The organism is Leifsonia virtsii (assembly GCF_030433675.1).
Taxonomy (GTDB): domain Bacteria; phylum Actinomycetota; class Actinomycetes; order Actinomycetales; family Microbacteriaceae; genus Leifsonia; species Leifsonia virtsii.
In genome coordinates, this window is the sequence record NZ_JAROCB010000001.1 from 1111377 (window position 1) to 1136298 (window position 24922).

General features: G+C 70.8%; 21 protein-coding genes. 9 read left to right on the forward strand and 12 right to left on the reverse strand.

Features of this window, described 5'->3' with window-relative positions; genetic code table 11:
- Positions 1 to 67: 67 nt before the first annotated feature.
- Positions 68 to 1594 (reverse strand): MFS transporter, encoded by a 1527-nt coding sequence (locus tag P5G59_RS05385; protein ID WP_301216731.1) that lies wholly within the window; start codon positions 1592 to 1594, stop codon positions 68 to 70.
- A 60-nt stretch (positions 1595 to 1654) separates the two neighbouring features.
- Between P5G59_RS05385 and P5G59_RS05390 the strand changes: the two genes are divergently transcribed.
- A complete protein-coding gene (locus P5G59_RS05390) occupies positions 1655 to 2260 on the forward strand; it encodes a TetR/AcrR family transcriptional regulator (RefSeq protein WP_301216733.1) in 606 nt (201 codons plus the stop codon).
- A gap of 3 nt (positions 2261 to 2263) precedes the next feature.
- On the opposite strand, the gene serA is transcribed toward P5G59_RS05390, so the two are convergent.
- The gene (gene serA, locus P5G59_RS05395) at positions 2264 to 3856 is read right to left on the reverse strand and encodes a phosphoglycerate dehydrogenase (protein WP_301216735.1); all 1593 of its coding nucleotides are present in this window, start codon (positions 3854 to 3856) and stop codon (positions 2264 to 2266) included.
- 153 nt (positions 3857 to 4009) lie between these two features.
- On the opposite strand from serA, the gene P5G59_RS05400 reads away from it, so the two are divergent.
- A complete protein-coding gene (locus P5G59_RS05400; RefSeq protein ID WP_301216737.1) occupies positions 4010 to 4390 on the forward strand; it encodes a DoxX family protein in 381 nt (126 codons plus the stop codon).
- 91 nt (positions 4391 to 4481) lie between these two features.
- Here P5G59_RS05400 and ilvC read toward each other — a convergent pair whose 3' ends face one another.
- The 8 genes from ilvC to P5G59_RS05440 all read right to left on the reverse strand — a co-directional run bounded on the left by ilvC (position 4482) and on the right by P5G59_RS05440 (position 13823).
- Complete coding sequence (ilvC, locus tag P5G59_RS05405; protein WP_301216739.1) at positions 4482 to 5510, reverse strand: ketol-acid reductoisomerase; 1029 nt, start codon at positions 5508 to 5510, stop codon at positions 4482 to 4484.
- Positions 5511 to 5545: 35 nt separating this feature from the next.
- Positions 5546 to 6055, reverse strand: coding sequence for an acetolactate synthase small subunit (gene ilvN / locus P5G59_RS05410; protein ID WP_064108653.1), 510 nt, complete (start codon positions 6053 to 6055; stop codon positions 5546 to 5548).
- 3 nt (positions 6056 to 6058) lie between these two features.
- A complete protein-coding gene (locus P5G59_RS05415; RefSeq protein WP_301216742.1) occupies positions 6059 to 7864 on the reverse strand; it encodes an acetolactate synthase large subunit in 1806 nt (601 codons plus the stop codon).
- A 54-nt stretch (positions 7865 to 7918) separates the two neighbouring features.
- A complete protein-coding gene (ilvD, locus tag P5G59_RS05420; RefSeq protein ID WP_301216744.1) occupies positions 7919 to 9613 on the reverse strand; it encodes a dihydroxy-acid dehydratase in 1695 nt (564 codons plus the stop codon).
- A gap of 72 nt (positions 9614 to 9685) precedes the next feature.
- The gene (gene otsB / locus P5G59_RS05425; RefSeq protein ID WP_301216746.1) at positions 9686 to 10510 is read right to left on the reverse strand and encodes a trehalose-phosphatase; all 825 of its coding nucleotides are present in this window, start codon (positions 10508 to 10510) and stop codon (positions 9686 to 9688) included.
- A gap of 26 nt (positions 10511 to 10536) precedes the next feature.
- Entirely contained in the window at positions 10537 to 12009 is a 1473-nt protein-coding gene (otsA, locus tag P5G59_RS05430) for an alpha,alpha-trehalose-phosphate synthase (UDP-forming) (RefSeq protein ID WP_363324674.1), read from the reverse strand.
- Positions 12010 to 12165: 156 nt separating this feature from the next.
- Positions 12166 to 13080 (reverse strand): SGNH/GDSL hydrolase family protein, encoded by a 915-nt coding sequence (locus P5G59_RS05435; protein ID WP_301216748.1) that lies wholly within the window; start codon positions 13078 to 13080, stop codon positions 12166 to 12168.
- Positions 13081 to 13115: 35 nt separating this feature from the next.
- Entirely contained in the window at positions 13116 to 13823 is a 708-nt protein-coding gene (locus P5G59_RS05440; RefSeq protein WP_301216750.1) for a TetR/AcrR family transcriptional regulator, read from the reverse strand.
- Positions 13824 to 13942: 119 nt separating this feature from the next.
- On the opposite strand from P5G59_RS05440, the gene P5G59_RS05445 reads away from it, so the two are divergent.
- A complete protein-coding gene (locus P5G59_RS05445; RefSeq protein WP_301216752.1) occupies positions 13943 to 16837 on the forward strand; it encodes an MMPL family transporter in 2895 nt (964 codons plus the stop codon).
- A complete protein-coding gene (locus tag P5G59_RS05450; RefSeq protein WP_301216754.1) occupies positions 16834 to 18810 on the forward strand; it encodes a YhgE/Pip domain-containing protein in 1977 nt (658 codons plus the stop codon). Before P5G59_RS05445 ends, P5G59_RS05450 begins: the two co-directional genes overlap by 4 nt.
- A gap of 22 nt (positions 18811 to 18832) precedes the next feature.
- Here the strand turns inward: P5G59_RS05450 and P5G59_RS05455 are convergent, their stop codons facing one another.
- Complete coding sequence (locus P5G59_RS05455; protein WP_301216756.1) at positions 18833 to 19987, reverse strand: SLC13 family permease; 1155 nt, start codon at positions 19985 to 19987, stop codon at positions 18833 to 18835.
- A 62-nt stretch (positions 19988 to 20049) separates the two neighbouring features.
- Here P5G59_RS05455 and P5G59_RS05460 point away from each other — a divergent pair, with 62 nt between their 5' ends.
- Both P5G59_RS05460 and P5G59_RS05465 read left to right on the forward strand, forming a co-directional pair.
- On the forward strand, positions 20050 to 20268 hold the full coding sequence (locus P5G59_RS05460; RefSeq protein WP_301216758.1) for a hypothetical protein: 219 nt from the start codon (positions 20050 to 20052) through the stop codon (positions 20266 to 20268).
- A 96-nt stretch (positions 20269 to 20364) separates the two neighbouring features.
- A complete protein-coding gene (locus P5G59_RS05465; protein WP_301216760.1) occupies positions 20365 to 20889 on the forward strand; it encodes a hypothetical protein in 525 nt (174 codons plus the stop codon).
- A gap of 31 nt (positions 20890 to 20920) precedes the next feature.
- Here the strand turns inward: P5G59_RS05465 and P5G59_RS05470 are convergent, their stop codons facing one another.
- Positions 20921 to 22297 carry a glucose-6-phosphate dehydrogenase gene (locus P5G59_RS05470; protein ID WP_301216762.1) on the reverse strand — a complete coding sequence of 459 codons (1377 nt, stop codon included), beginning with the start codon at positions 22295 to 22297 and terminating at the stop codon, positions 20921 to 20923.
- Between the two features lie 29 nt (positions 22298 to 22326).
- Between P5G59_RS05470 and P5G59_RS05475 the strand changes: the two genes are divergently transcribed.
- From P5G59_RS05475 to P5G59_RS05485, 3 genes are read left to right on the forward strand one after another with little or no spacing between them, the layout of a single operon-like run.
- Entirely contained in the window at positions 22327 to 24102 is a 1776-nt protein-coding gene (locus P5G59_RS05475) for a glycoside hydrolase family 15 protein (RefSeq protein ID WP_301216764.1), read from the forward strand.
- On the forward strand, positions 24099 to 24401 hold the full coding sequence (clpS, locus tag P5G59_RS05480; protein WP_435871237.1) for an ATP-dependent Clp protease adapter ClpS: 303 nt from the start codon (positions 24099 to 24101) through the stop codon (positions 24399 to 24401). Before P5G59_RS05475 ends, clpS begins: the two co-directional genes overlap by 4 nt.
- Complete coding sequence (locus P5G59_RS05485; RefSeq protein ID WP_301216766.1) at positions 24398 to 24904, forward strand: DUF2017 domain-containing protein; 507 nt, start codon at positions 24398 to 24400, stop codon at positions 24902 to 24904. The genes clpS and P5G59_RS05485 overlap by 4 nt, the downstream gene beginning before the upstream one ends.
- Positions 24905 to 24922: the final 18 nt, after the last annotated feature.

Sequence of the window (24922 nt, forward strand, 5' to 3'; positions counted from 1 at the left end):
ACTCCTGCGGTGGTCGGCGATCGATTCGGTACAGCAACCCTATCGCCGCGCGCGCGACGCCGCGGCGTCAGGAGCGCACGTGCCGGAGCGTGACGAGCGCCACGATCGCCGCCGTCGCGACCAGCGCCACGCCGATCACCGCGGTCACGCCGACGCCGCTGTCGAACGCGGCCCGCGCCGAGTCCAGCAGCTGCTCGGCGAGCGGCCCGGGCAGCGAGCCGGCCACCGTGACGGCGCCGCCCAGCGTCTCCCCCGCCGCGTCCGCCTGCCCGGCCGAAAGGCCCTCGGGCACGACCAGCGCCGCCCGGTACGAGGCCGTGATGATGGTGCCCAGGATCGCGGTCCCGAGCACAGCACCCAGCTCGTAGGCCGTCTCCGAGACAGCGGATGCCGCACCGGCCTTCGCCGCAGGCGCGGTCGAGATGACGAGCTCGTTCGAGACCGTCTCCGCGGCCCCGATCCCCGCGCCCAGGAGGACGAACGCCCCGAGCAGCACGCCCCACGGCGCACCGCCGCCCGTCAGCGCGACCAGCAGGTACCCGGCGGCCGAGAGCACCAGGCCTCCGGCGATCACCGCACCCGGCCGGATGCGCCGAGCGACCGGAACGACCACGAGCCCGGCAACGATCATGGTGACGAGCCCGGGGAGCAGCACCAGGCCCGACTGGATGGGCGAGAGCCCGATCACCAGCTGCAGGTGCTGCGACACGAAGAACAGGAAGCCGACCAGCGAGATCACGCTGAGCAGGTTGACCACGATCGCCCCGCTGAACGCCGGCCGGGTGAACAGCCGCATGTCGAGCATCGGCTGCGGCCGCCGCAGCTGCCGCCGGACGAACAGGGCGCCCGAGGCCGCGCCGAGGACGATCGCCCCGACCGCGACCGGCGAGAACCCGTCGACCGCGAGCACCTTGATGCCGTAGACGACCGGCGCCATCGTGAGCAGCGAGAGCAGGATGCTCACCGCATCCACCGGACCGGGTGCGGGGTCGCGCGACTCCTTGACCAGCAGCGGCGCGAGCACCAGCAGCGGGATGAGGACGGGCACCGCGAGCAGGAACACCGAGCCCCACCAGAAGTGCTCCAGCAGCACGCCGCCGACGATCGGGCCGAGCGCCGACCCGGCCGCGAAGCCGGAGGCCCAGATCGCGATCGCGAGCCGCCGCTGCTCCCGGTCGAGGAAGACGCTGCGCAGCAGCGACAGGGTCGAGGGCATGAGCATCGCTCCGAACACACCGAGAGCGGCACGCGCTCCGACGAGCCACTCGGCCGTCGGCGCGAACGCGGCGAGGGCCGACACGGCGGCGAACCCCGTGGCGCCGACGAGCAGCAGCCGGCGGCGGCCGATGCGGTCGCCGAGACTGCCCATGGCCACGAGCAGCCCGGCGAGGACAAGCGGGTACACGTCGACGATCCACAGCATCCCGGTCGCCGAGGGCCGGAGCGCCTCGGAGATGGACGGCAGCGCGAAGCTCAGCACCGTGTTGTCGACCGACACCAGCAGCGTCGGGAGCATGAGCACGGCCAGCGCCGCCCAGCCGCGGGCACCCGCGCGGGTGACTGCGGGAACGGGGAGCGTGCTGGTCGAGGACATGACAGCTACTGTACCGTCTGGACGGTACAGTAGCAAGCGGATGCGGCTACCATGGGCGTCATGCCGCCCGCCGCCGCGTCCACTCCCGCCTCCTCCCCCGCCCCGGGTGCGGCGCAAGGCTCCGCGCGGGATCGCGTGCTCGACGCCTACGAGGAACTGCTGGCGGAGCAGAGCGAGCGCGCCGCCACCCTCGACGCCGTCGCCGCCCGCGCCGGGGTCTCCAAAGGCGGCCTGCTCTACCACTTCGCGTCGAAGGAGGCGCTCGCCTCCGGGGTGCTCGACCGGTTCGCGGACCTGATCGAGGACGACATCCGCCGCATGCGGGAGGCCGAGGACGGCCCGGTGGACTACTTCCTGCGCACGTCGATCCCCACCGACTCACGCTTCGAGCGGGCCATCGTCGCGATCGCCCGGCTGGCCCAGGCCGCCGACCCCCGCGCGCGGGACGCCCTCGCGAGCGCCCAGCGCCGCTGGCTCGAGGTGCTGCAGGAGGCCGTCGGCGACCCGCTGGTGGCGCGCACGATCATGCTCATCGGTGACGGGATGTACTACAACACCGCCCTGCTGCCCGCCGCCAACAACGTGCTGCGGGATGAGACGGACATCGACGACCTCGTCGCCCTGATCCGCCGGTTCGCGGAAGGCGGGAGGCCGTCGGGCCGCTGAGCCTCAGGACTCGGTGATGTCGATCTCCTGCATCAGGTCGGCGTCGATCGCGAGGCGCACCTTCTCGAGCAGGCCGTCGGGCACGCGCGAGTCGACCGTGAGGACGCTGAGCGCCTTGCCGCCGGCCGAGGTGCGGGCGATCTGCATGCCGGCGATGTTGATGTCGGCCTCGCCGAACTCCCGGCCGTAGACCGCCACGATGCCGGGGCGGTCGTCGTAGACCATGACGACGAGGTGCTCGGCGACCGGCACCTCCACGTCGTAGCCGTTGATGCCGACGATCTTCTCGATCTGCTTCGGGCCGGTCAGGGTGCCGGACACCGAGATCTGCGAGCCGTCGCTCAGCGCGCCGCGCAGCGTGATGAGGTTGCGGTACTCCTCGCTCACGGAGTCGGTGATGAGGCGCACCTCGATGCCGCGCTGCTCGGCGAGCAGCGGAGCGTTCACGTACGAGACGGTCTCGCTGACGATGTTGGTGAAGATGCCCTTCAGCGCGGCGAGCTTCAGGACGCTGACGTCGTAGTCGGCGAGCTCGCCGCGCACCTCGACGTCGACGCTGGTGACCGGGCTGCCGGCGAGGCCGGAGAACACCTGGCCGAGCTTCTCCACGAGCGGGATGCCGGGGCGCACGTAGGGGTCGATCACGCCGCCCGCGACGTTGACCGCGTCCGGGACCAGCTCGCCGGAGAGGGCGAGCCGCACCGAGCGGGCGACCGAGACGCCCGCCTTCTCCTGCGCCTCGTCGGTGGAGGCGCCGAGGTGCGGGGTGACGACGACGTTCTCGAGCGCCAGCAGCGGCGAGTCCTGCGGCGGCTCGGACACGAATACGTCGAGCCCGGCGCCGGCGATCGTCCCGGTGGTGAGGGCGCGGTAGAGGGCGTCCTCGTCGATGAGCCCGCCGCGGGCGACGTTGACGATGAACGCGGTGTCCTTCATCAGCGCCAGCTGGTCGTCGGAGATCATGCCGGTCGTCTCCGGAGTCTTCGGCATGTGGATGGTGACGAAGTCGGCCTGCGCGAGCAGCTCGTCGAGGGTCACCAGCTGGACGCCGAGCTGCTGCGCCCGGGCGCTGGTCACGTACGGGTCGTAGGCGATCACGTTGGTGCCGAACGACTGCAGCCGCGCCGTGATGAGCGCGCCGATGCGGCCCAGGCCGATGATGCCGACCGTCTTCTCGTACAGCTCGACGCCGGTGTACTTCGACCGCTTCCACTGGCCCTGCGCGAGCGCGTTGTGCGCGGCCGGGATGTGGCGGGCGAGGCTCAGGATGTGGCCGACCGTGAGCTCGGCGGCCGAGATGATGTTGGAGGTCGGGGCGTTGACGACCATGACGCCGGCGTTGGTCGCGGCCTTGATGTCGACGTTGTCGAGGCCGACCCCGGCGCGGGCGACCACCTTGAGCACGGGCGCGGCGGCGATGACCTCGGCGTCGACCTTCGTGGCGGAGCGAACGAGGATGGCGTCGGCGTCGGCGACCGCGGACAGCAGGGCCGGCCGGTCGGTGCCGTCCACCGAGCGGATCTCGAAGTCGGGCCCGAGGGCGTCGACAGTGGCGGGCGAGAGTTCTTCGGCGATCAGGACGACCGGCTTTGTCACGTGGCAGATCCTTACGGTGGTGCGAGGGCTGGCTTGGGATGAAGTGCGCCACGGTCGGTGGGGCGCCGAACGGCTTAACTCTAGCGGGGCGTCAAGCGCGCTTTTCGCCGCGTTACGGCAGCGGAGGCGGACGGTGCGGGAGAGGATGGACCGGTGACCCCGTTCGAGATCGTCCAGCTCGTCCTGCGCATCGCGCTCGCCCTCGTGTTCGTGGGGATGGGCGTCCTGCACTTCGTCCCGGGTCCGGCGCGGGGCATGGCCGCGATGATCCCGCCGGCCGTGAGGGTGGTCCCGCCGCGTGCGCTGGTGGCGTTCACGGGCGTCTGCGAACTGGCGGGCGGAATCGGGCTCCTGGTCCCGGCGACGCGGGTCGCCGCCGCGATCTGCCTTGTCGTGTTCCTCGTCGCGGTATTCCCGGCGAACGCCTACGCCGCGGGCAAGACGGAGCGGTTCGGAGTGTTCGCCACGCCGCTGGTGCCGCGCGCGGTCCTGCAGGTGGTGCTGATCGCCCTGTGCCTGGTGTGCGCGCTGTAGCGACGCCCCTCGCGCGTGGCGCGATCCCGGGGTACCGCACGCGATGCGCGGCACCCCGGTGATCAGGGCACGGTGACCGTGACTGTCGGGCTCAGCGAGCGACCTCGCCGTCGACGTAGTCGTCGTCGTTGGAGGCGTTCCAGGCGAAGAGCTTGCGCAGCTCGCGGCCGGTGGCCTCGATGGGGTGCTGCTCGCCCTTCTTGCGGAGGGCGAGGAACTCCGGCGCGCCCGCGTCCTGGTCGGCGATGAAGCGCTTGGCGAAGGTGCCGTCCTGGATGTCGGCGAGAACGGCCTTCATGTTCTCCTTGACGTGCGGGTCGATGACGCGCGGGCCGGAGACGTAGTCGCCGTACTCGGCCGTGTCGGAGACGCTCCAGCGCTGCTTGGCGATGCCGCCCTCCCACATCAGGTCGACGATGAGCTTGAGCTCGTGCAGCACCTCGAAGTAGGCGACCTGCGGCTGGTAGCCGGCCTCGGTCAGGGTCTCGAAGCCGTACTGGACGAGCTGCGAGACGCCGCCGCAGAGGACGGCCTGCTCGCCGAACAGGTCGGTCTCGGTCTCCTCGGTGAAGGTGGTCTTGATGCCGCCGGCGCGCAGGCCGCCGATGCCCTTCGCGTAGGAGAGGACGAGCGGCCAGGCGTTGCCGGTCGCGTCCTTCTCGACGGCGACGATGACGGGGACGCCACGGCCGGCCTCGTACTCGCGGCGGACCGTGTGGCCCGGGCCCTTCGGCGCGACCATGATCACGTCGACGCCCTCCGGCGCCTCGATGTAGCCGAAGCGGATGTTGAACCCGTGGCCGAAGACGAGGGCGTTGCCCTCCTGCAGGTTGCCCTGGATGTCGTCGGCGTAGAGGTGGCGCTGGACCTGGTCCGGCGCGAGGATGACGATGACGTCGGCCCAGGCGGCCGCGTCGGCCGCGCTCAGGACGCGGAAGCCCGCCTCCTCGGCCTTGGGCTTCGACTTCGAGCCCTCCTTGAGGCCGATGACGACCTCGACGCCCGAGTCGCGCAGGTTCTGCGCGTGGGCGTGGCCCTGCGAGCCGTAGCCGATGACCGCGACCTTCTTGTTCTGGATGATCGAGAGGTCCGCGTCGTTGTCGTAGTAGATCTCAGCCACTTGGCTTCTCCTTGCTGATTGGTTCGGGGACGTTTCTAGTTCTTGAAGACGCGCTCGGTGATGGACTTGCCGCCACGGCCGATCGCGAGCAGGCCCGACTGGGCCATCTCCTTGATGCCGTAGGGCTCGAGCACCTTGAGCAGCGCCTGCGTCTTGCCACTGTCGCCGGTGACCTCGATGACGAGGGCGTCCGTCGCGACATCCACCACGCGGGCGCGGAAGAGGTTGACCGCCTCGAGCACCTGCGAGCGGGTGGAGTTGTCCACGCGCACCTTGATGAGCAGGTGCTCGCGCTGCACCGACTGCGCGGGGTCGAGCTCCACGATCTTGATGACGTTGATGAGCTTGTTCAGCTGCTTCGTCACCTGCTCGAGCGGGAGGTCTTCGACGTCGACGACCACGGTGATGCGGGAGAGGCCGTCGACCTCGCTCGTGCCCACCGCGAGCGAGTGGATGTTGAAGCCGCGGCGGGCGAACAGCCCCGCGACACGGGTCAGCAGACCGGGCTTGTCCTCGACGAGGAGGCTCAGAACGTGCGTGCTCATGGGTCACTCCCCTCCGAAGGACGGACTGTGGTCGCGGGCGTACTGGACGTAGCTGTTGCTGACGCCCTGGGGCACCATCGGCCACACCATCGCGTCGGCGCTCACGACGAAGTCGATCACGACCGGGCGGTCGTTGGTCTCCAAGGCGAGCTTGATCGCGGCGTCGACCTCCTCCTCTTTCGTGACGCGGATGCCGAGGGCGCCGTACGCCTCCGCCAGCTTCACGAAGTCGGGGACGCGAACGGTGTCGTGGCCCGTGTTCAGGTCGGTGTTCGAGTAGCGGCCGTCGTAGAAGAGGGTCTGCCACTGCCGCACCATGCCGAGCGACGAGTTGTTGATGATCGCGACCTTGATCGGGATGTCATTGATCGTGCAGGTGGCGAGCTCCTGATTAGTCATCTGGAAGCAGCCGTCTCCATCGATCGCCCACACCGTGCGATCCGGCTGGGCCACCTTGGCGCCCATCGCCGCGGGCACCGAGTAGCCCATCGTCCCGGCGCCGCCGGAGTTGAGCCAGGAGTTCGGACGCTCGTACTTGATGAACTGCGCGGCCCACATCTGGTGCTGGCCGACGCCGGCGGTGTAGACGCCCTCCGGTCCGGTGAGCTCGCCGATGCGCTGGATGACGTACTGCGGCGCGAGGAGCCCGTCCGTGGTGGGCGTGTACCCGAGCGGGAACTCCTCGCGGAGCCCGTTGAGGTAGGTCCACCACTCGACCAGCTCGGGCTTGCCGGCCCTCGTCGCGTCCTGGTACGCCGCGGTCAGATCGACGATGACGTCCTTGGCATCGCCGACGATGGGGACGTCGGCGACGCGGATCTTGGAGATCTCGGCGGGGTCGACGTCGACGTGCACGATCTTCGCGTTGGGCGCGAACAGCGCCGTGTTGCCGGTCACGCGGTCGTCGAACCGGGCGCCGAGCGACACGATCAGGTCGGACTCCTGCAGCGACAGCACCGCCGGGACGGTGCCGTGCATGCCCGGCATGCCGAGGTGCTGCTTGTGCGTGTCGGGGAACGCGCCGCGCGCGGTCAGCGTGGTGACGACGGGCGCACCCGTCGCCTCGGCGAGCTCGAGGAGCTCCTGCGACGCCTTCGAGCGGATGACGCCGCCGCCGACGTAGAGCACCGGCTTCTTCGCCTCGGCGAGCAGCTGGGCCGCTGCCAGCACCTGCTTGCCGTGGGCCTTGGTGATCGGCCGGTAGCCCGGCAGGTCGACCTTCGGCGGCCAGACGAACGGCGCCGTGTTCTGCTGCGCGTCCTTCGTGATGTCGACGAGGACGGGACCCGGGCGGCCGGTGCCGGCGATGTGGTACGCCGCCGCTATCGTCGCCGGGATCTCCTCGACGCTCTTCACGAGGAAGGAGTGCTTGGTGATCGGCATGGTGATGCCGACGATGTCGGCCTCCTGGAACGCGTCCGTGCCCATCAGGGTGGAGAACACCTGGCCGGTGATGAAGACGACGGGCACGGAGTCCATGTGCGCGTCCATGATCGCGGTGACCAGGTTGGTCGCGCCGGGGCCGGAGGTCGCCATGGCGACGCCGACCTTGTTGCTCGCGACCGCGTAGCCTTCGGCCGCGTGGCCGCCGCCCTGCTCGTGGCGGACCAGGATGTGACGGATCTTGGACGAGTCCATGATCGCGTCGTAGATGGGGAGGATCGCACCACCCGGCAGCCCGAAGACGTCGGTGACGCCGAGGAGCTCGAGGGTGCGGACGACCGACTGGGAGCCGGTCAGGTTCTCGGGCGACGCCTTGCCCGGCGTCGCGGACGGCAACACTGTACTGGGGGTTGCATCCGTGGACATGCCTGTCATCAGTCCTTACGTACGAACGGTGGATTTCGGTGCGGAAGCCGCGCCTCAGCCGGTGACGGCTCCTTCTGCTGCGGAGCGCACGAGCTTGGAGAACTTCGCGAGAACGCCACGGGTATAGCGCGGAGGAAGAGGCGCCCAGCCTTCACGGCGGGCGGTCAGCTCGGACTCGTCGACAAGTAGGTCGAGGGAGCGAGCCGCGATATCGACCCGTATCAGATCACCATCGCGCACGAAGGCGATGGGACCTGCGTCCACCGCTTCGGGTGCTATGTGGCCGATGCACAGGCCGGTTGTGCCGCCTGAGAATCGTCCGTCCGTCAATAGTAGTACATCCTTGCCGAGGCCTGCGCCCTTGATGGCGGCGGTGATGGCGAGCATCTCGCGCATGCCCGGTCCGCCCTTCGGGCCCTCGTAGCGGATGACCACCACGTCGCCGGCCTTGATGCTGCCCTCGGTGAGGGCGTCCATCGCCGCGCGCTCGCGCTCGAACACGCGCGCCGGGCCCTCGAACACCGAGGCGTCGAAGCCGGCCGTCTTGACGACCGCGCCCTCCGGAGCCATCGAGCCCTTGAGGATGGTGATGCCGCCGGTCGGGTGGATCGGGTTGTCGAGCGACCGCATGACCTCGCCGTCGGGCGCCGGCGGGTTGATCTCGGCCAGGTTCTCGGCGACGGTCTTGCCGGTGACCGTGAGGCAGTCGCCGTGCAGCAGGCCCGCGTCGAGCAGCGCCTTCATCACGACGGGGACGCCGCCGTGGCGGTCGACGTCGTTCATCACGTACTTGCCGAACGGCTTCAGGTCGCCGATGTGCGGCACCTTGTCGCCGATCCGGTTGAAGTCGTCGATCGTCAGGTCGACCTCGGCCTCGTGCGCGATCGCCAGCAGGTGCAGCACGACGTTGGTGGAGCCGCCGAACGCCATGGCCACGGCGATGGCGTTCTCGAACGCCTCCTTGGTGAGGATGTCGCGCGCGGTGATGCCCTTCTTGAGCAGGTTCACCACGGCCTCGCCAGAACGGTGCGCGTAGTAGTCGCGGCGACGGTCGGCCGAGGGCGGAGCGGCGGAGCCCGGGAGGCTCATGCCGAGCGCCTCGGCGACGGAGGCCATCGTGTTGGCGGTGTACATGCCGCCGCACGCGCCCTCGCCCGGGGCGATGGCGCACTCGATGCGCTTGAGGTCTTCTTCGCTCATCTTGCCGGCCTTGCACGCGCCGACCGCCTCGAACGAGTCGATGATCGTCACGTCTTTCTCCGTGCCGTCGGAGAGCTTCACCCAGCCCGGCGCGATCGAGCCGGCGTAGAGGAAGACGGCCGAGAGGTCGAGGCGCGCGGCCGCCATGAGCATGCCGGGGAGCGACTTGTCGCAGCCGGCGAGCAGGACGGTGCCGTCGAGCCGTTCGGCCATCATCACGGTCTCGACGGAGTCGGCGATGACCTCGCGCGAGACGAGCGAGAAGTGCATTCCCTCGTGGCCCATCGAGATGCCGTCGGAGACGGAGATGGTGCCGAACTGCAGCGGGTACCCGCCACCGGCGTGCACGCCCTCCTTCGCGCCCTGAGCGAGGCGGTCGAGAGAGAGGTTGCACGGGGTGATCTCGTTCCAGGACGAGGCGATGCCGATCTGCGGCTTCTCCCAGTCTTCATCGCCCATTCCGACGGCGCGGAGCATCCCGCGGCTGGTGGTGGCTTCGATCCCGTCCGTGACGACGCGCGAACGCGGCTTCCAATCGACTTCTGGCATGTGACAACTCTAGGACGTCTCGAATGCCGCTCGGACCATGTGCCCGAGACCTGTGGACAGCGGGCCGCAGCGTCAGGCTGTGGACGGCTTCACGTGCGCCTCGCGGGCCTCCGCCAGCAGCGTGAGCAGGGTCGCGACCGCGCGCTCGTCCGCCACCCGGTACTGCGCGAGCGTCTCCCCCCGCCCGACCTTGATGCCGACGTCGCCGCGGGAGGGGTCCATGACGCGGAAGCCGTCCTCGTCGGTCACGTCGTCGCCCGCGAAGAGCACAGCGGTCGCCTTCGTGTACTCGCGGAGGCGCTCGACGGCGTCGCCCTTGTGGGCCTCCCGCACCGAGAACTCGATGATGTCCTTGCCGTCGCGGATGGTGAGGTCGTCGCTGATCGCGGCGGCGGCCTCGCGCGCCCGGGCGACCACCTCGGGTCCGCGCTCGGCGGAGACCAGACGGTAGTGCACGCCGAAGCCCACGGGCTTCGTCTCGAGCTTGGTCGAGGGGATGTCGTCGACGATCTGCTGCAGCGCCTCCCCCAGCCGCGCGAGCCTGTCCCGCTCCTCTTCCGTCAGGTCGACCGAGACGCCGTCGCGGCCGAAGCGGATCTCGACGCCGTGCGAGCCGATCAGCAGCGCATCGTCGTCGGCCTCTGTCACGATCTCCAGACTCGACAGCGGGCGTCCGGAGACATAGGCGACCCAGGTGTCCGGGAGGTGCTCCAGGCGGTCGAGCGCCGCCTTCGCCTCCGGCAGCGCCCGCGCGCCGCGCGGCACGTCGACGAACGGCGCGAGCGTCCCGTCGAAGTCGAGGGCGAGCAGCAGGCGGTCGGCGCGCGCCAGCCGCTGGAGGGCGTTCGCGAGTGCGACGGCGGCGGCGGGAGGCAGCGGGGAGGCGGTGTTCGTCATTCGTCTTCCGGGGAGGATCGGGTGGTTCAGCGCCGGTTGACCGGCGGGTTCTGCAGCGGGTGGTCGCCGTGGGCGCTCCGCGTGAGGGCGTCGAGGAAGGACGCCGACCAGCGCGCGACGTCGTTGGTGAGCACCTTCTTGCGCAGCGCGCGCATCCGGCGGGTGCGGTCGCGCTTGGGCATCGCCAGCGCCTGCATGACCGTGTCCTTGAGGCCCTCGATGTCGTGCGGGTTGATCAGCAGAGCCTGGCGCAGCTCGTCGGAGGCGCCGGCGAACTCGCTGAGGACGAGCACTCCGTCTTCGTCCACGCGCGTGGCGACGTACTCCTTGGCGACGAGGTTCATGCCGTCGCGCAGGGCGGTCACCAGCATCACGTCGGCGGCGAGGTAGAGGGCGACCATCTCCTCACGCGGGTAGCCGTGGTGCAGGTAGGCGATGGCGGTGTGGCCGAGGGTGGAGTAGTCGCCGTTGATCCGGCCGACGGTCAGCTCGATCTCGTCGCGCAGCTGGCGGTACGTCTCGACGCGCTCGCGGCTGGGGCTGGCGACCTGCACGAGAGTCACGTCCTCGACGCTCAGGCGACCCTCCTCCAGCAGCTCGCCGAACGCCTTCAGCCGGTGGCCGATGCCCTTCGTGTAGTCGAGCCGGTCGACGCCGAGCATGATCTTCTCGGGGTTGCCCAGCTCCTCGCGGATCTCGCGCGCCCGCGCCTGGATCTCGGGTCGGCGGGCGAGGTCCTGGTACTGGTCGGCGTCGATGGAGATCGGGAAGGCGCGCGCGAGCACCGTCCGCACGAGCCCGCCGCGGCGGTCGGTGGTGACGTGGCGGTGCGACCCGGCCTCCGGGTCGTCCGTGTCGATCGGCACCTCGATGATGGGCCCGCGGGTCTCGTAGCCCTTGAGGCGCCGGACCGCGCGCGAGAAGTTGCCGGCGTCGGCGACGCGCTGGAAGCCGATCACGTCGGCGCCGAGCAGTCCGTCGATGATCTGCCGGCGCCAGGGCAGCTGCGAGTAGATGCCGTACGGCGGGAACGGGATGTGGTTGAAGAAGCCGATCACCAGGTCCGGCCGCTCCTCGCGCAGCATCGCGGGCACGAGCTGCAGCTGATAGTCGTGCACCCAGACGACGGCGCCGGGAGCGGAGACGGCTGCGGCCGCCTGCGCGAACCGGCGGTTGACCTTCACGTAGGTCTCCCACCACTCCCGGTGGTAGCTCGGCTGCGCGATCACGTCGTGGTAGAGCGGCCAGAGGGTGTCGTTCGAGAAGCCCTCGTAGTACTCCTGCAGCTCCTGGTCCGACAGCGGGACCGGGTGGATGTTGATCCCGCCGGCCTCGAACGGCTCGATGTCCTCGCCCGCGACGCCGGCCCAGCCGATCCACACGCCGTCCTGCGACCGCATCATCGGCTCCAGCGCCGCGACCAGCCCACCGGGCGATGGACGCCAGTCGGCGTCGCCCCGGTCGTCGACCACCCGGTCGACGGGCAGTCGGTTGGACACGATGACCAGGTCGTAGGTCTCCTGGTGCGTCTCGTCCGTCGTGGATGCGGTCGTCGGTTGGGGCGTCGTGCTGATGGTCGGTCAACTCCCTCGAGGGGTCGCGGTGGACATCAGCCAGGGTACCAGCGTCCTCCAAGGCCCCTTCGGGCGGCCGGGCTACTTCGCCGTGCCGAGCAGCTGCGTCAGCCGTTTCGCGTACTGCGCGTACCCGGTGGCCGTCGGGTGGAAGATGTCGGCGCCGGAGGTGTTGAGCCAGGGGGTCTTGTCTCCGACGGCGTGCCCGGCGAAGTCGACCGGCAGGTAGGTCATGGCGACGCCCTTGGCGCGCTGCTCCTCCACCGCCTGCCGGATGACCTCGTTCAGGCCGATCGTCGCGGCGTTGATGGCCGCGGCGGTCTGGAAGTCCTTCGCGCTCGGGTCGGAGGAGTCGTACAGGAGCACGTAGCTGGTGACGACGATGCGCGCATTGGGGGCGGCCTGGGCGATCGCGGAGTACGTGGTGCGCAGGCGGTCGGGCAGCACATTGAGCAGCGACAGCGCGGCGGTCACCTCGTTGCGGCACGCGGTCACCTTGCCCGCGGCGCAGTCGCCCGCGATCTGGGCGACGCCCAGATCGTTGCCGCCGATGCTGACCGTGACGAGGTCGGTGCGGTCGTCGAGGGCGATCAGCTGGTGCTTCAGGAGGTCCGAGGTGGTCGCTCCCGCACAGGCGGCGTTCACGACGAGGTCGACGCCGGACTTCTGCGCGAACACGGCCGGGTAGGCGGCCGGGCTCAGGCGGCACTTCCCCTTCTCATCGCCGCCGCCCATGCCGGCCGCGAACGAGTCCCCGAGCGCGACATAGCGGGTGGACGGGGTGAGCGGCTGCTTCGGGAACGGGTCGGGCGTCGCGCTCGGCGTCGGCGCGCCGGTCGCCGCGGGCTGCTGCGGCTCTGCCCCGCTCGGTGCGCCGGAGCAGGCGCTCAGCGTCACGACGGTGGCGGAGACGAGCAGCGCGACGGCGGCGCGGAGCACGCGGGAACGCGCGGGCGCGGCAAGGGCGCGCTGGTGCCGTCGTGCTTCGGGTCGCATCCGACCGAGCGTAGCGGCGAAGGCTTGGCGAACGCTCAGACGCGCTCGGTGAGGGCGAGCAGGATCGCCGGGACGGACTCGGAGAGCCGCTCCGGGAAGGTGCGCTCGTCGCCGGAGAGCACGGCCCGGGCCTCGCCGTTCGCGCAGAGCTCGGCGATCACGCGCACGGCCTCCTCCGGCGCGATCGTGAACCGGCGCCGGGCGCTGGTGAGCGCCGCCACAACGGTCTGGGTGAGGTCGGCGAAGAACTCGTCCTGGTAGCGGAGGTAGTCGGCGGCGATGGTGTGGTCGCGCAGGGCGAGCAGCCGGAACTCCGCCTGCACCAGCCACCAGCGCGGGTCGTCGGACTGCAGCTCCAGGATGCGCGTGACCGTGCGCACCACGTCCTCGTCGCCGAGTTCCGCGCCCTCCTCGCCGACCAGCGGCCGCAGGAACTGGGCGACGCCGGTGTCGAGCTGCTCGAGCCGCATCTCCTTCTCGCGCTCCATCAGGGCGAAGAACAGCTCCTCCTTGCTGGAGAAGTTGGAGTAGAACGCTCCGCGCGTGAAGCCTGCGCGCTCCACGATGGTCTCGACGCTGGCGGCGCGAACGCCCTGCTCGGCGAACACCTCGAAGGCGGCGTCGAGCAGCCGAGCGCGGGTGCGCCGGCGGCGTGCCGACTCGGCGGGCGCGTCGTCGCGCTCGTCGCGCTCGTCGGCGTCGTGCTCGCTCTGCGGCTCGTCTCTGAGAGTCGTGGTGTCCAAGCTGAAACCTTCCTGAAACCGAGGTTCGATACAAGAGTGTATCCGATACGGTTCTGTACGGATACAACGGTGTATCGGAACCTCATCCGTCGCCTTCGCTACTCATCCCGGGAGAACGCGTGTCCTCGCTGCTGTATTCGATCGGCCGCTGGGCCTATCGCGCCCGCAAGCTGGTCGTCATCGTCTGGATCGGCCTGCTCGCCCTGCTCGGCGGCGGCGCCCTGCTGTTCAACCAGGGCACCGACAACAGCTTCAGCATCCCCGGAACCGAGTCGCAGGAGGCGCTCGACACGCTCAGCCGCACGTTCCCGCAGATCAGCGGCACGACGGCGCAGATCGTCGTCGTCGCACCGGAGGGGCAGACCGTCGACAGCGCCGACGTGAAGCGGCCGGTGGAGGACGCGGTCGCCGCGATCAAAGACATCCCGGGCGTCTCGGGCACCACCTCCCCGTACTCGAACCAGGTCAAGGACCTCATCTCGAACGACCGCTCCGCCGCCATCGTGCAGGTGCAGCTGAAGGGCCAGACGACCACGGTCTCGACCGAGACCAAGGACGCCCTGAAGAAGGCGGGGGCCGACCTCGCGAAGCAGCTGCCGGACGGCTCGAAGTCCGCGGTCGGCGGCCAGCTGTTCTCGCAGAGCCTGCCGACCCTTTCGGCGATCGAGCTGATCGGCGTCGGGATCGCCCTCATCGTCCTCATCGTGACGTTCGGCTCGTTCCTGGCCGCCGGGATGCCGCTGCTCACGGCCATCCTCGGCGTCGCGATCTCGATGTGCCTGATCTTCATCGCGACGCTCTTCGGCTCCATCTCGTCGACGACGCCGATGCTGGCCCTCATGCTCGGCCTCGCCGTCGGCATCGACTACTCGCTGTTCATCATCTCCCGACATCAGGGGCAGCTGAAGGCCGGGGTGCCGCCGGAGGAGTCCACCGCCCGGTCGGTGGCGACGGCCGGGTCGGCCGTGCTGTTCGCCGGCATCACCGTCATCATCGCGCTGGCCGGCCTCGCGGTCGCCGGGATCCCGTTCCTCACCACCATGGGCATCGCCGCGTCGGTCGCGGTCGGCGTCGCCGTGCTCGTCGCACTGACGCTGACGCCGGCGCTGCTCGGCTTCGCCGGAGCCCGTCTGACCCCGGGACGCCGCGCGGCACGCAAGGCGGAGAAGGCCGCCGCGAAGGCGGCGCACGCGGCGCAGGCCGAGGGCTCCGACGCGCCGGCGGAGGCCGCCCCTGCACCCGCCGCGCACACGTTCGCCCACGCGGCGAAGGCCGAGATTCCGCCCGGGTTCTTCCGCGGCTGGGTGCGGACCGTCATCCGCTTCCCCATCGTCACCGTGGTCGCCGTGATCGTGGCGCTCGGCATCGCCGCCCTTCCCACGCTGCAGCTGCGCCTCGCGCTGCCCGACGCGGGCTCCCAGCCGCAAGGCGCGCCCGCCAGGGTCGCCTACGACCTCGTCTCCGAGCACTTCGGCCCCGGCTACAACGGCCCGCTCATCGTCACCGGATCGATCATCTCCAGCACGGACCCGGTCGGCCTGATGACCAAGATCGGCGACGAGATCGCGCAGCTGCCCGGCGTCGCCTCCGTTCCGCTGGCGACACCCAACCAGACGGCGGACACCGGGATCGTCCAGGTCGTCCCGACCACCGGTCCCGACGACCAGAAGACGGCCAACCTCGTCTCCGAGATCCGCTCGAAGCACCAGTACTTCCTCGACGAGTACGGCGTCGATCTCAAGGTCACCGGCAACACCGCGGCTCAGATCGACGTCTCCTCGAGGCTCGCCGGCGCGCTGCTGCCGTTCGGGATCCTCGTCGTCGGGCTGTCGCTGATCCTGCTCACCATGGTCTTCCGCTCCATCGCGGTGCCGATCAAGGCCGCCCTCGGCTATCTGCTGTCGGTCGGCGCGGCGTTCGGCGCCGTCACCGTCGTGTTCGAGTGGGGCTGGCTCGCCGACGCCCTGCACGTCGACAAGACGGGGCCGATCATCTCGTTCATGCCGATCATCCTGATGGGAGTGCTGTTCGGCCTCGCGATGGACTACGAGGTGTTCCTCGTCAGCCGCATCCGCGAGGACTACGTGCACGGCGGCGACGCCCGCCGCGCCATCCAGAGCGGGTTCGTCGGGTCGGCCAAGGTGGTCACCGCAGCCGCCATCATCATGATCTCGGTGTTCGCGGCCTTCGTTCCGGAGGGCGACACCTCGATCAAACCGATCGCCCTGGGGCTCGCGGTCGGCGTGTTCGTCGATGCCTTCCTCGTCCGGATGACGCTCGTGCCCGCCGTGCTGCAGCTGCTGGGCGACAAGGCCTGGTGGATGCCGCGCTGGCTCGACCGTATCCTGCCGTCGTTCGATGTGGAGGGCGACGGCCTGCAGAAGGAACTGGAGCTCGCCGACTGGCCCGAGGACGGCCAGGGCATCGTCGCCGCGGCCGATGGCCTGGGCGTCAGCACCCGTCGGCAGCGCCTCGTCGGCGACGTGTCGTTCCGCCTCCGCGACGGCGAGGTGCTGGTCGTGCACGGCGACGACCACACCGCCGCGCTCGCGCTGCTCATGGCAGTCACCGGGCACACGAAGGTCGACGCCGGCACGGTGAAGGTCGCCGGCTTCGTCCTGCCCACCCGCGGCGCGGCCGTGCGGTCGCGCACCGCCATCGTGCGGCTCGGCTCGGCCGAGACGCCCGTCGACGACGTGCGGCACGCCCTCGCCGGCCGGCCGCAGCTGTTGGCGCTCGACGCGGCGGACGCCGTGACCGACCCGGTCGAGCGGCGCCGCATCCACGCAGAGCTCACGGCGGCGCTCAGCCGCGCCCGCGTCGAGCAGCGGCCGTTCGCGCTCGTCGTCAGCTGCGTCGACCCGGCCGGACTCGACGATCTGCTCCCGGATGCGGCCGAGCCCACCGAGGTCGACCTCGCCGCCGCTCCCCCGGCGACGACCACGCTCCCCGAACTCCCCGAACCCGACCGCGCCGAGCACGGCGCCCACCTCGAGAAGGCCGACGCCCGATGACCACCCCCACCTCCCCGCTCCGCCGCCCCGGCTCGCTCTTCTCGCTGGAGCGGATGCGTTCGGACAAGCGCGTCACCTGGCTGACCATCGTCGGCATCCTGCTGGTGCCGATCGTCGTCGGCGGCCTGCTGGTGTGGGCGCTCTGGAACCCGACCGAGCGTCTCGGCGAGGTCAAGGCCGCCGTCGTGAACCTCGACCAGCCGGTGAAGGTGAACGGCCAGACCGTGCCCCTCGGCCGCCAGCTCAGCGCAGGCCTCCTCGACAGCAAGCACGACAACTTCACCTGGGTGCTCACCGACCAGAAGGACGCGTCGAAGGGGCTGGCGAGCGGCGAGTACGTCTCGGTCGTGACCATCCCGGAGAACTTCTCGAAGGCGGCGACCTCGACCGCTGGGGCACCATCGGACGCGACGCAGGCGACGATCGACGTGCGCACGAGCAACGAGTCGAAGCTCGTCGACCCCGCGATCAGTCAAGCCGTCACGACCACGGCGACCTCGGTGCTCAACAAGCAGCTCACCTCGACGTACATCGAGAACGTCTACGTCGGCTTCAACACGCTCGGCGAGCAGCTCGGGAAGGCCGCGACCGGCGCCGACCAGCTGGCGAGCGGGCTCACCCAGCTCGCGAGCGGCACGCACCAACTCGCCGACGGGGCCGCGCCCCTCGCGAGCGGTGCGTCGTCGCTGGCGACCGGGGTGTCGCAGCTGTCGACCGGGGCGTCGCAGCTCTCGGACGCGCTGCAGCAGCTCTCCGGCGGGGCTTCCTCACTCTCGGGAGGGCTGCAGCAGCTCCAGCAGCAGACGGCCGACCTGCCGGCGCAGACCCAGGGCCTCGCCGCGGGCTCCGCCGGGGTGTCGAAGGGAGTGCAGCAGACCGCCGACGCGCTCGGCGGCCTCTACACCGAGTGCGTCGCCGCCCACACGGCGCAGGACCCGATCTGTGCGCAGATCAAGGGCATCCAGGCGGGCATGACCACTCCCCAGGGCGGCAACCCCAGCCTGACCGGGCTCGCGGCCACCGTCGCCGACGGGAACGCGAAGCTCGCCGCGGGCATGCCCGCACTCACCCAGGGCATCGCGCAGGCGGCCGGCGGCGCAGCCCAGGTCTCCAGCGGCGCCGCGCAGTCGGCGTCCGGGGCGTCCGCTTTGGCCTCCGGCGCGTCGCAGTCCGCGGACGGCGCGCAGCAGCTGGCGACGGGCGTGCAGCAGCTGAGCGACGGCATCCCGACACTCGCCTCCGGCGCCGACCAGTCGGCCGCCGGCGCCGCGTCGCTCGCCACCGGGCTCCACACGGCGGTCAAGCAGCTGCCGGCGTACGACAAGGGCGAGCGCACCAGCCTGGCCTCCGTCGCCGCCGAGCCCGTCACGCAGAAGACCTCGGGCGATCAGGCGTTCGGCACCTCCAGCATCCCGCTGTTCGCCTCCGTCGCCCTGTGGCTGGGAGCACTGGCCACCTTCCTGGTCCTGCAGGCGCTCTCGCGCCGGGCCCTGCTGACTTCGCGTGCCGCCGGACGGATCGCGCTCGACGGCTTCGTGCCGGCCGCGGCGCTCGGCGTGGTGCAGGGCGTGCTGGTCGCGGCCGTGATGACCCCGGCGCTCGGGCTCGACGTCGGCCACTGGTTCGGGTTCGCCGGGCTGGCGGCCGCGGCCGGGGTGGCGTTCGCCGCGGTCAATCACGGTCTCGTCGCCCTGCTCGGCGGGATCGGGCGGTTCGTCTCGATGCTCGTCGTGGTGGTGACCCTCGCCTCCGGCATCGTGTCCACCGCGCCGACGTTCTTCGACGCGGCGCTGCCGTGGCTGCCCACCTCCCCCGCGATCACCGCCATGCAGGGCGCCGTCGACGGGACGACGGACGCCTGGCGCGGACTCGGCGGGCTGCTGCTGTGGGCGGCGTTCGGCTTCGCCCTGGCGCTGATCGCGGTGGCGCGTCGACGCGTGATCAACGCGGCGCAGCTGCTCCCCGCCGAATAGCCGGATCGAGCCGAATAGCCGGTCAGCCCAGGTAGGCGAGGGCGAGCGTCGCCAGCACCACGGTGACCGGAGCGACGATCAGTCCGAGGAGCATGTAGCGGCTCCAGCGGATCTCGACGTCGAAGCTGGTCAGCCGCTGGTGCCAGAGCAGCGTCGCCAGCGACGCCCACGGCGTGATCAGCGGCCCGGCGTTGACGCCGATCAGTAGCGCCGCGAGCCGCACCGGGCTCTGGGCGACCGGCTCCAACGCGAGGTAGGCGGGCAGGTTGTCGATGGCGTTCGCGCCGACGAGTCCGGTGAGCGACAGCCGCAGCAGCGCGAGCGGCGACTCCCCGGTCCCGGAGACGCTGGCCAGCAGCGTCCCGAGGCCGGCCGCGTGCAGCGCCTCGATGAACAGGAACAGGCCGGAGGCGAGCAGCACCAGCTGCCACGGCAGCAGACCGAAGCGCACGACGCTGCGGCGACGGACCAGGAACAGCACGGCGAGCACGACCGCCGCGACGGTCGTCGGCAGCCACACCGGCAGGCCGGAGACGAGGAGCGGCACGAGCACGACGACGACCGCCCCCGACACCCAGAACAGCACGGGATCCTCGATCCCGTCCTCCTCCCCGGTCTCGTAGCGGACCAGCAGCGAACGCCGGGAGATGACGAAGACGACGACCATCGGCACCACCATCGCCACGATCGCCGGCGCCAGCATGAGCGCGGCGAAGGCGGCGGGCGACGGGTCGCCCATCGAGTGCTGGGCCAGCAGATTCGTCAGGTTGGACACCGGGAGCAGCAGGGAGCCGGCGTTCGCCATCCACACGGTGGTCAGGGCGAACGGCAGCGGGTTCAGCCCGGCGTGCCGCGCCAGCACGATGACGACGGGCGTGAGCAGCACCGCCGTGGTGTCGAGCGAGAGGAAGATCGTGCTGAGCGCCGCGACCAGCACCACCAGCAGCCAGAGCACCCACGCGCGGCCGCGGCCCCAGCGCGCGGTCTGCTGGGCCAGCACCGTGAAGACGCCGGCCTCGGCGGCGAGCTCGGTCACGACGGTGATCGCGATGACGAAGAGCAGGATCGGCCAGACGCGGTCCCACAGCTCGACCACCTCGGGGACGGGCAGCAGCCCGGTCGCGACGGCGACTCCTCCTAAGACGAGCAGCACGGCGCCCACGATCGCGGTGCGCATCCCACTCCTCCCGGTCCCGACTTAGGAAGCGTACGCTACGGGACGACACCGAAAGGAACGGGATGCGCAAGTACCTCTTCAACGGCGCCATCATCAGCGCGGTCATCGGCCTGTGGACGACGGTCCAGTCGTCGAAGAACGGCCCGCGGGACTGGCGGATCCCGCTCATGTGGATCAACGCCGGGATCTCCCTCGTCCTGGCCGTCGGAGCCGTCCTCGAGGAGTCGAAGGAGGCGTCCGACCGCGACGAGCACGCGCTCGGCGCGCGAAAGGGCCGCTGACCCGCGGATTTCCGCAACTTTCCCGGCGTGTCCAGCAGGAACACGCGGCGAACGTCCAGGACACTGGTATTCAGGTGAACCTGGAAGGGGTGCGCGATGTTTGGTCGTAGGCGGCACGTTGCCGTGGTTCCGGCGGCGCCGGTGCCCCAGCTGACGGATGCCCAGATCCTCGAGCTCGTGCACGGCAAGGTCGCCGAGCTGATCGGAGAGGACGGCGAGTGGACGGTCGTCCGCCGCGCCCAGGACGACACTGACACGATCTTCCACTCGATCCTCGCGCAGTCCGTCTCGGTGGGCATCGCCGCCGCCATCGCGGAGGCACGTCGCCGCCTCGAGTCCGGCGAGTCGCTCTCCGAGCCGCAGCACCTCGCGGCCGCGGTCGAGGACGCGCCGATCTCCCCTGCGCAGGAGCAGCCTGCCGCGCACGTCGCCGTCGAGACACCGGCGGTCGCCACGGTCGCAGCCGCCGAGGCCCCCGCGGCCGCCGTCGAGACCGCACCCGCGGCGGAGGCCGAGCCCGCCGCCTTCGGCTGGGAGCCCGCGCCGATCACCCAGTGGACCGACCTCCGCAAGCCGGTGACCGGCGAGTTCCCGCTGGTCTCGCACCGCTCGGCGGCCTAGAGCCTCCCCGAACGGGCGCCGGCAGCGAGCCTCAGCCGAGCTGCTTCCAGTCCTTCGGACCTTCCGACCCCGCCGGGTACTCCTCCAACGGCACGCGTCCTTCGCGCCATGCCGTCAGCACCGGCTCCACGATCCGCCAGCACTCCACCGCCGTGTCGGCGCGCACCGACAGCGACGGGTCGCCGTCGAGGATGCCCTCCAGCACCTCGCCGTAGGCCAGCAGGGCGCCGGGGCCGAAGTCGGCCGTGAGCGACGCGCGCTCCAGCTCGAACGGGTCGTCGCTGCCGTTGATGTTGATCTCGAGCGACATCGAGTCCGGCGCGAACAGCAGCCGCAGCTTGGCCGGTTCCATCGTGCCCTTCAGCCCGGTCGGGATGTGCTCCGCCGGCGTGAAGGTGATCACCATCTCCCGTCGCCTGCCGCCGAGGGCCTTGCCCGATCGCAGCGTGAACGGCACGCCCTTCCAGCGCCAGGTGTCGATCTGCAGTGTGACCTCGGCGAGCGTCTCCGTCTCGCGCGAGGGATCGACGCCCTTCTCGTCGGCGTAGGCGGGAAGCTTCTTGCCGTCGATCTCCCCCGCGGCGTAGCGCGCGCGACGGCTCGCGGTCACCGGGTCGTCGCCCCACACACGGGTCGCCCGCAGCACGATCTCCTTCGCATCGCGGAGGTCGGCCTCCCCAAGGGTCGACGGCGGCTCCATCGCGAGCACCGCCATCACCTGCAGCAGGTGGCTCTGGATCATGTCCATCAGCGCTCCGGCGCCGTCGTAGTAGCGGGCGCGGCCCTCCAGCGCCAGCGTCTCGTCGTAGATCACGTCGACGCGTTCGATGTGGAGGCCGTCCCACAGCGGTTCCAGGATGCTGTTGGCGAACCGCACGCCGAGGATGTTGAACACGCTGGACCGGCCGAGGAAGTGATCCACCCGGTGGATCTGATCCTCCGGCACGAGCTTGGCCAGCGTCGCGTTCAGGCGGATGGCGCTCTCGCGGTCGGTGCCGAAGGGCTTCTCCAGCGCGAGCGTCAGCCCCTCGGGCAGGTCGAACGTCCCGAGCGCCTCGCACGCCTTCGCGGCGACGGCCGGCGGCAGCGCGAAGTAGAGCGCGGGCACACCCTTGGCGTCGCCGAGCAGACCCTTCAGGTCGTCCGCGCTCGTGGCGTCCGCCTTCACGTAGCGGGTCTCCTTCAGAAGCTTGTCGACCGTCGGCCCCTTCGCGTCCACCGTCGAGAACGACGTCGCGACGATCTTCCGCCAGGCGTCGTCGTCGAGGTCGTCGCTGCTCGACCCGATCAGCGTGAAGGTGCGCTTGGGCTGATCGGTGAGCAGCTGTCCGATGGCAGGGAGGAGGAGCCTCGACGTGAGATCGCCGGATGCTCCGAGAATCACCAGAGTGTCCACGGACTGCGTCATGTCGATCACAGTACGTCCATACTGGGAATATGTCGCTCCCCATCGAGGATTACGCCCTGATCAGTGACTGCTTCACCGGGGCACTCGTCGGCAGGGACGGCAGCATCGACTGGCTCTGCCTCCCGCGCTACGATTCGCGCTCGATGTTCGGCTCCCTGCTCGGCACCGAGGACCACGGCCGCTGGCTGGTCGCGCCCGCCGACCCGTCCGCCACGAGCACCCGCCGGTACGAGAAGGACACGATGATCCTCGTGACCCGCTGGCGCACGGCCGACGGTGAGGTGGAGGTCACCGACCTGATGCCGATGGGCGACCACCGGGCCGATGTCATCCGGCGCGTGCGCGGAGTGCGCGGCACCGTGCGGATGCATCAGGACCTGCGCATCCGGTTCGGGTACGCCACCGCCATCCCGTGGGTGCGGCAGGAGAAGTCGGAGCGGCCGCACGCGCTGGTCGCCGTCGCAGGCCCTGACGCGATCGTGGTGCGCGGCGCCGAGCTGCACCCGGCCGACCACACGCACGAGGGCGACTTCACCGTCCGTGCCGGGCAGACCGTCGACCTGACGCTCACCTGGTACCCGTCGCACCGCGAACCGCCGGAGCACCTGGATGTGGAGGCCGCCCTGCAGCACACCCGCGAGTGGTGGACCGACTGGGCCAGCCGCGCGAGCCACCAGGGGCCCTACCGCGACGAGGTGGTGCGCTCGCTGCTCCTGCTGCGCGCGCTGTCGCACCTGGAGACCGGCGGCATCGTCGCCGCGGCCACGACCTCCCTGCCGGAGTCGTTCGGCGGGGAGCGCAACTGGGACTACCGCTACGTCTGGCTGCGGGACGCCTCCCTCACCATCAGCGTGCTGCTCGCCCACGGCTACGACGACTACGTCGACCACTGGCGCGACTGGCTGCTCCGCGCGATCGCGGGCGACCCGGGCGAGGTGCAGATCATGTACGGGCTGGCGGGCGAGCGCGACCTGTCCGAGCGGATCATCGACAGCCTGCCCGGCTACCAGGGCGCGAGTCCGGTGCGGCTCGGCAACGACGCATCCAACCAGTTCCAGGCCGACGTGATCGGCGAGGTCATGCTCGGGCTCGACCGGGGCCGCCGCGCGGGTGTCGCCGAGACGCGCTTCTCGTGGGCGCTGCAGCGCGCCCTGATGGGCTACCTGGAGCAGCACTGGCGCGACCCGGACCACGGCATCTGGGAGATCCGCGACAAGCCGCAGCAGTTCACGCACTCCCGCGCCCTGGTGTGGGCGGCCTTCGACTGCGCCGTGCGCGCGGTCGAGGAGTACGGGCTCGACGGTCCCGCCGAGCGGTGGAAGCGGGAGCGCGACGCCATCCGCGCCGACATCGAGACGAACGGCTGGGACGAGCACCGCGGCACCTACGTGCAGCACTACGGCACGACGGAGGTGGACGCCTCCCTGCTGCAGCTGGCGCAGTGCGGCTACGTCTCGGCCGACGACCCGCGGATGCTGGGCACCGTGCGGGCGCTGGAGGAGGACCTGCTCCGCGACGGTCTGCTGCTGCGCTACCGGACGGAGAGCGGGGTGGACGGCCTGCCGCCCGGTGAGCATCCCTTCCTCGCCTGCTCGTTCTGGCTGGCCGAGCAGTACGCCGCCTCCGGACGGATGGAGGACGCCAGGCGGCTGATGGACCGGCTGGTCGGGCTGGCCAACGACGTCGGCATGCTCTCCGAGGAATACGACGTCGACGGCCGGTCGCACGCCGGCAACACCCCGCAGGCGCTGACCCACCTGGCGCTGGTGCGCGCCGCGGACGCGATCGGCGGCGTGCCGCTGTGACCGGCACCTCGACGGCCACCGGCACGCTCGAGGAGACCGGCACGGACGAGCTGCTGCAGCTCGGGTCGCCGTGGGTCACGATCGTGTGGAACGACCCGGTCAACCTGATGAGCTACGTCACGTACGTCTTCCAGACATACTTCGGGTTCCCGCGCAAGGAGGCCGAACGGCTGATGATGCTCGTGCACACCGAGGGCCGTGCGGTCGTCGCGACGGGCACGCGCGAGGAGATGGAGCGGCACGTGGAGGCGATGCACGACTACGGCCTGTGGGCGACGCTGACGAAGGCGGACGCGTGATCCCCTTCCGCCGCCGCAGGGACGGCCGGGTCTCGGCGCGCTTCGAGCCGGGCGAGGCACAGCTGCTGCTGTCGCTCGCCGAGGAGGCCGTCGAGCTGGCCCGCGCGGCCGCGTCTCCGGAGAACGCGATCGCCGACCCCGCGCTCGGGCGGCTGCTGCCGGACGCCTACCCGGACGACCCGGAGGCGTCGGCGGAGTTCCGCCGGTTCACCGCGCCGGGGCTGGCCGACCGCAAGGAGGCCGCAGCGCTGACGGTGGTGGACACGCTGGCGGGCGTCGGCGGCGACTCCCGCGTCGAGGTGGTGCTGGACGAGGTGCAGGCGACCGCGTGGCTGCGGACCATCACCGACGTTCGCCTGGTGCTGGCGGCGCGGCTCGGGATCCGGCAGGACGGCGACGAGGGCGACATCCACGACGAGGAGTCGGCGATGCAGCGGGCCGTGTACGACTGGCTGGCCGCCGTCCAGGAGTTCCTGGTGCTGGCGCTGCGGCCCCGCCGCTGACCTCCGTCCGACCCGACC

Bases quoted from the DNA above. Each gene is read 5' to 3' on its own strand.
- P5G59_RS05390 (WP_301216733.1), top strand. From the start codon at position 1,655: ATGCCGCCCGCCGCCGCGTCCACTCCCGCCTCCTCCCCCGCCCCGGGT.
- P5G59_RS05415 (WP_301216742.1), bottom strand. From the start codon at position 7,864: ATGTCCACGGATGCAACCCCCAGTACAGTGTTGCCGTCCGCGACGCCG.
- otsB (WP_301216746.1), bottom strand. From the start codon at position 10,510: ATGACGAACACCGCCTCCCCGCTGCCTCCCGCCGCCGCCGTCGCACTC.
- ilvD (WP_301216744.1), bottom strand. From the start codon at position 9,613: ATGCCAGAAGTCGATTGGAAGCCGCGTTCGCGCGTCGTCACGGACGGG.
- P5G59_RS05385 (WP_301216731.1), bottom strand. From the start codon at position 1,594: ATGTCCTCGACCAGCACGCTCCCCGTTCCCGCAGTCACCCGCGCGGGT.
- ilvN (WP_064108653.1), bottom strand. From the start codon at position 6,055: ATGAGCACGCACGTTCTGAGCCTCCTCGTCGAGGACAAGCCCGGTCTG.
- P5G59_RS05450 (WP_301216754.1), top strand. From the start codon at position 16,834: ATGACCACCCCCACCTCCCCGCTCCGCCGCCCCGGCTCGCTCTTCTCG.
- P5G59_RS05465 (WP_301216760.1), top strand. From the start codon at position 20,365: ATGTTTGGTCGTAGGCGGCACGTTGCCGTGGTTCCGGCGGCGCCGGTG.
- P5G59_RS05475 (WP_301216764.1), top strand. From the start codon at position 22,327: ATGTCGCTCCCCATCGAGGATTACGCCCTGATCAGTGACTGCTTCACC.
- P5G59_RS05435 (WP_301216748.1), bottom strand. From the start codon at position 13,080: ATGCGACCCGAAGCACGACGGCACCAGCGCGCCCTTGCCGCGCCCGCG.
- P5G59_RS05470 (WP_301216762.1), bottom strand. From the start codon at position 22,297: ATGACGCAGTCCGTGGACACTCTGGTGATTCTCGGAGCATCCGGCGAT.
- P5G59_RS05455 (WP_301216756.1), bottom strand. From the start codon at position 19,987: ATGCGCACCGCGATCGTGGGCGCCGTGCTGCTCGTCTTAGGAGGAGTC.
- P5G59_RS05460 (WP_301216758.1), top strand. From the start codon at position 20,050: ATGCGCAAGTACCTCTTCAACGGCGCCATCATCAGCGCGGTCATCGGC.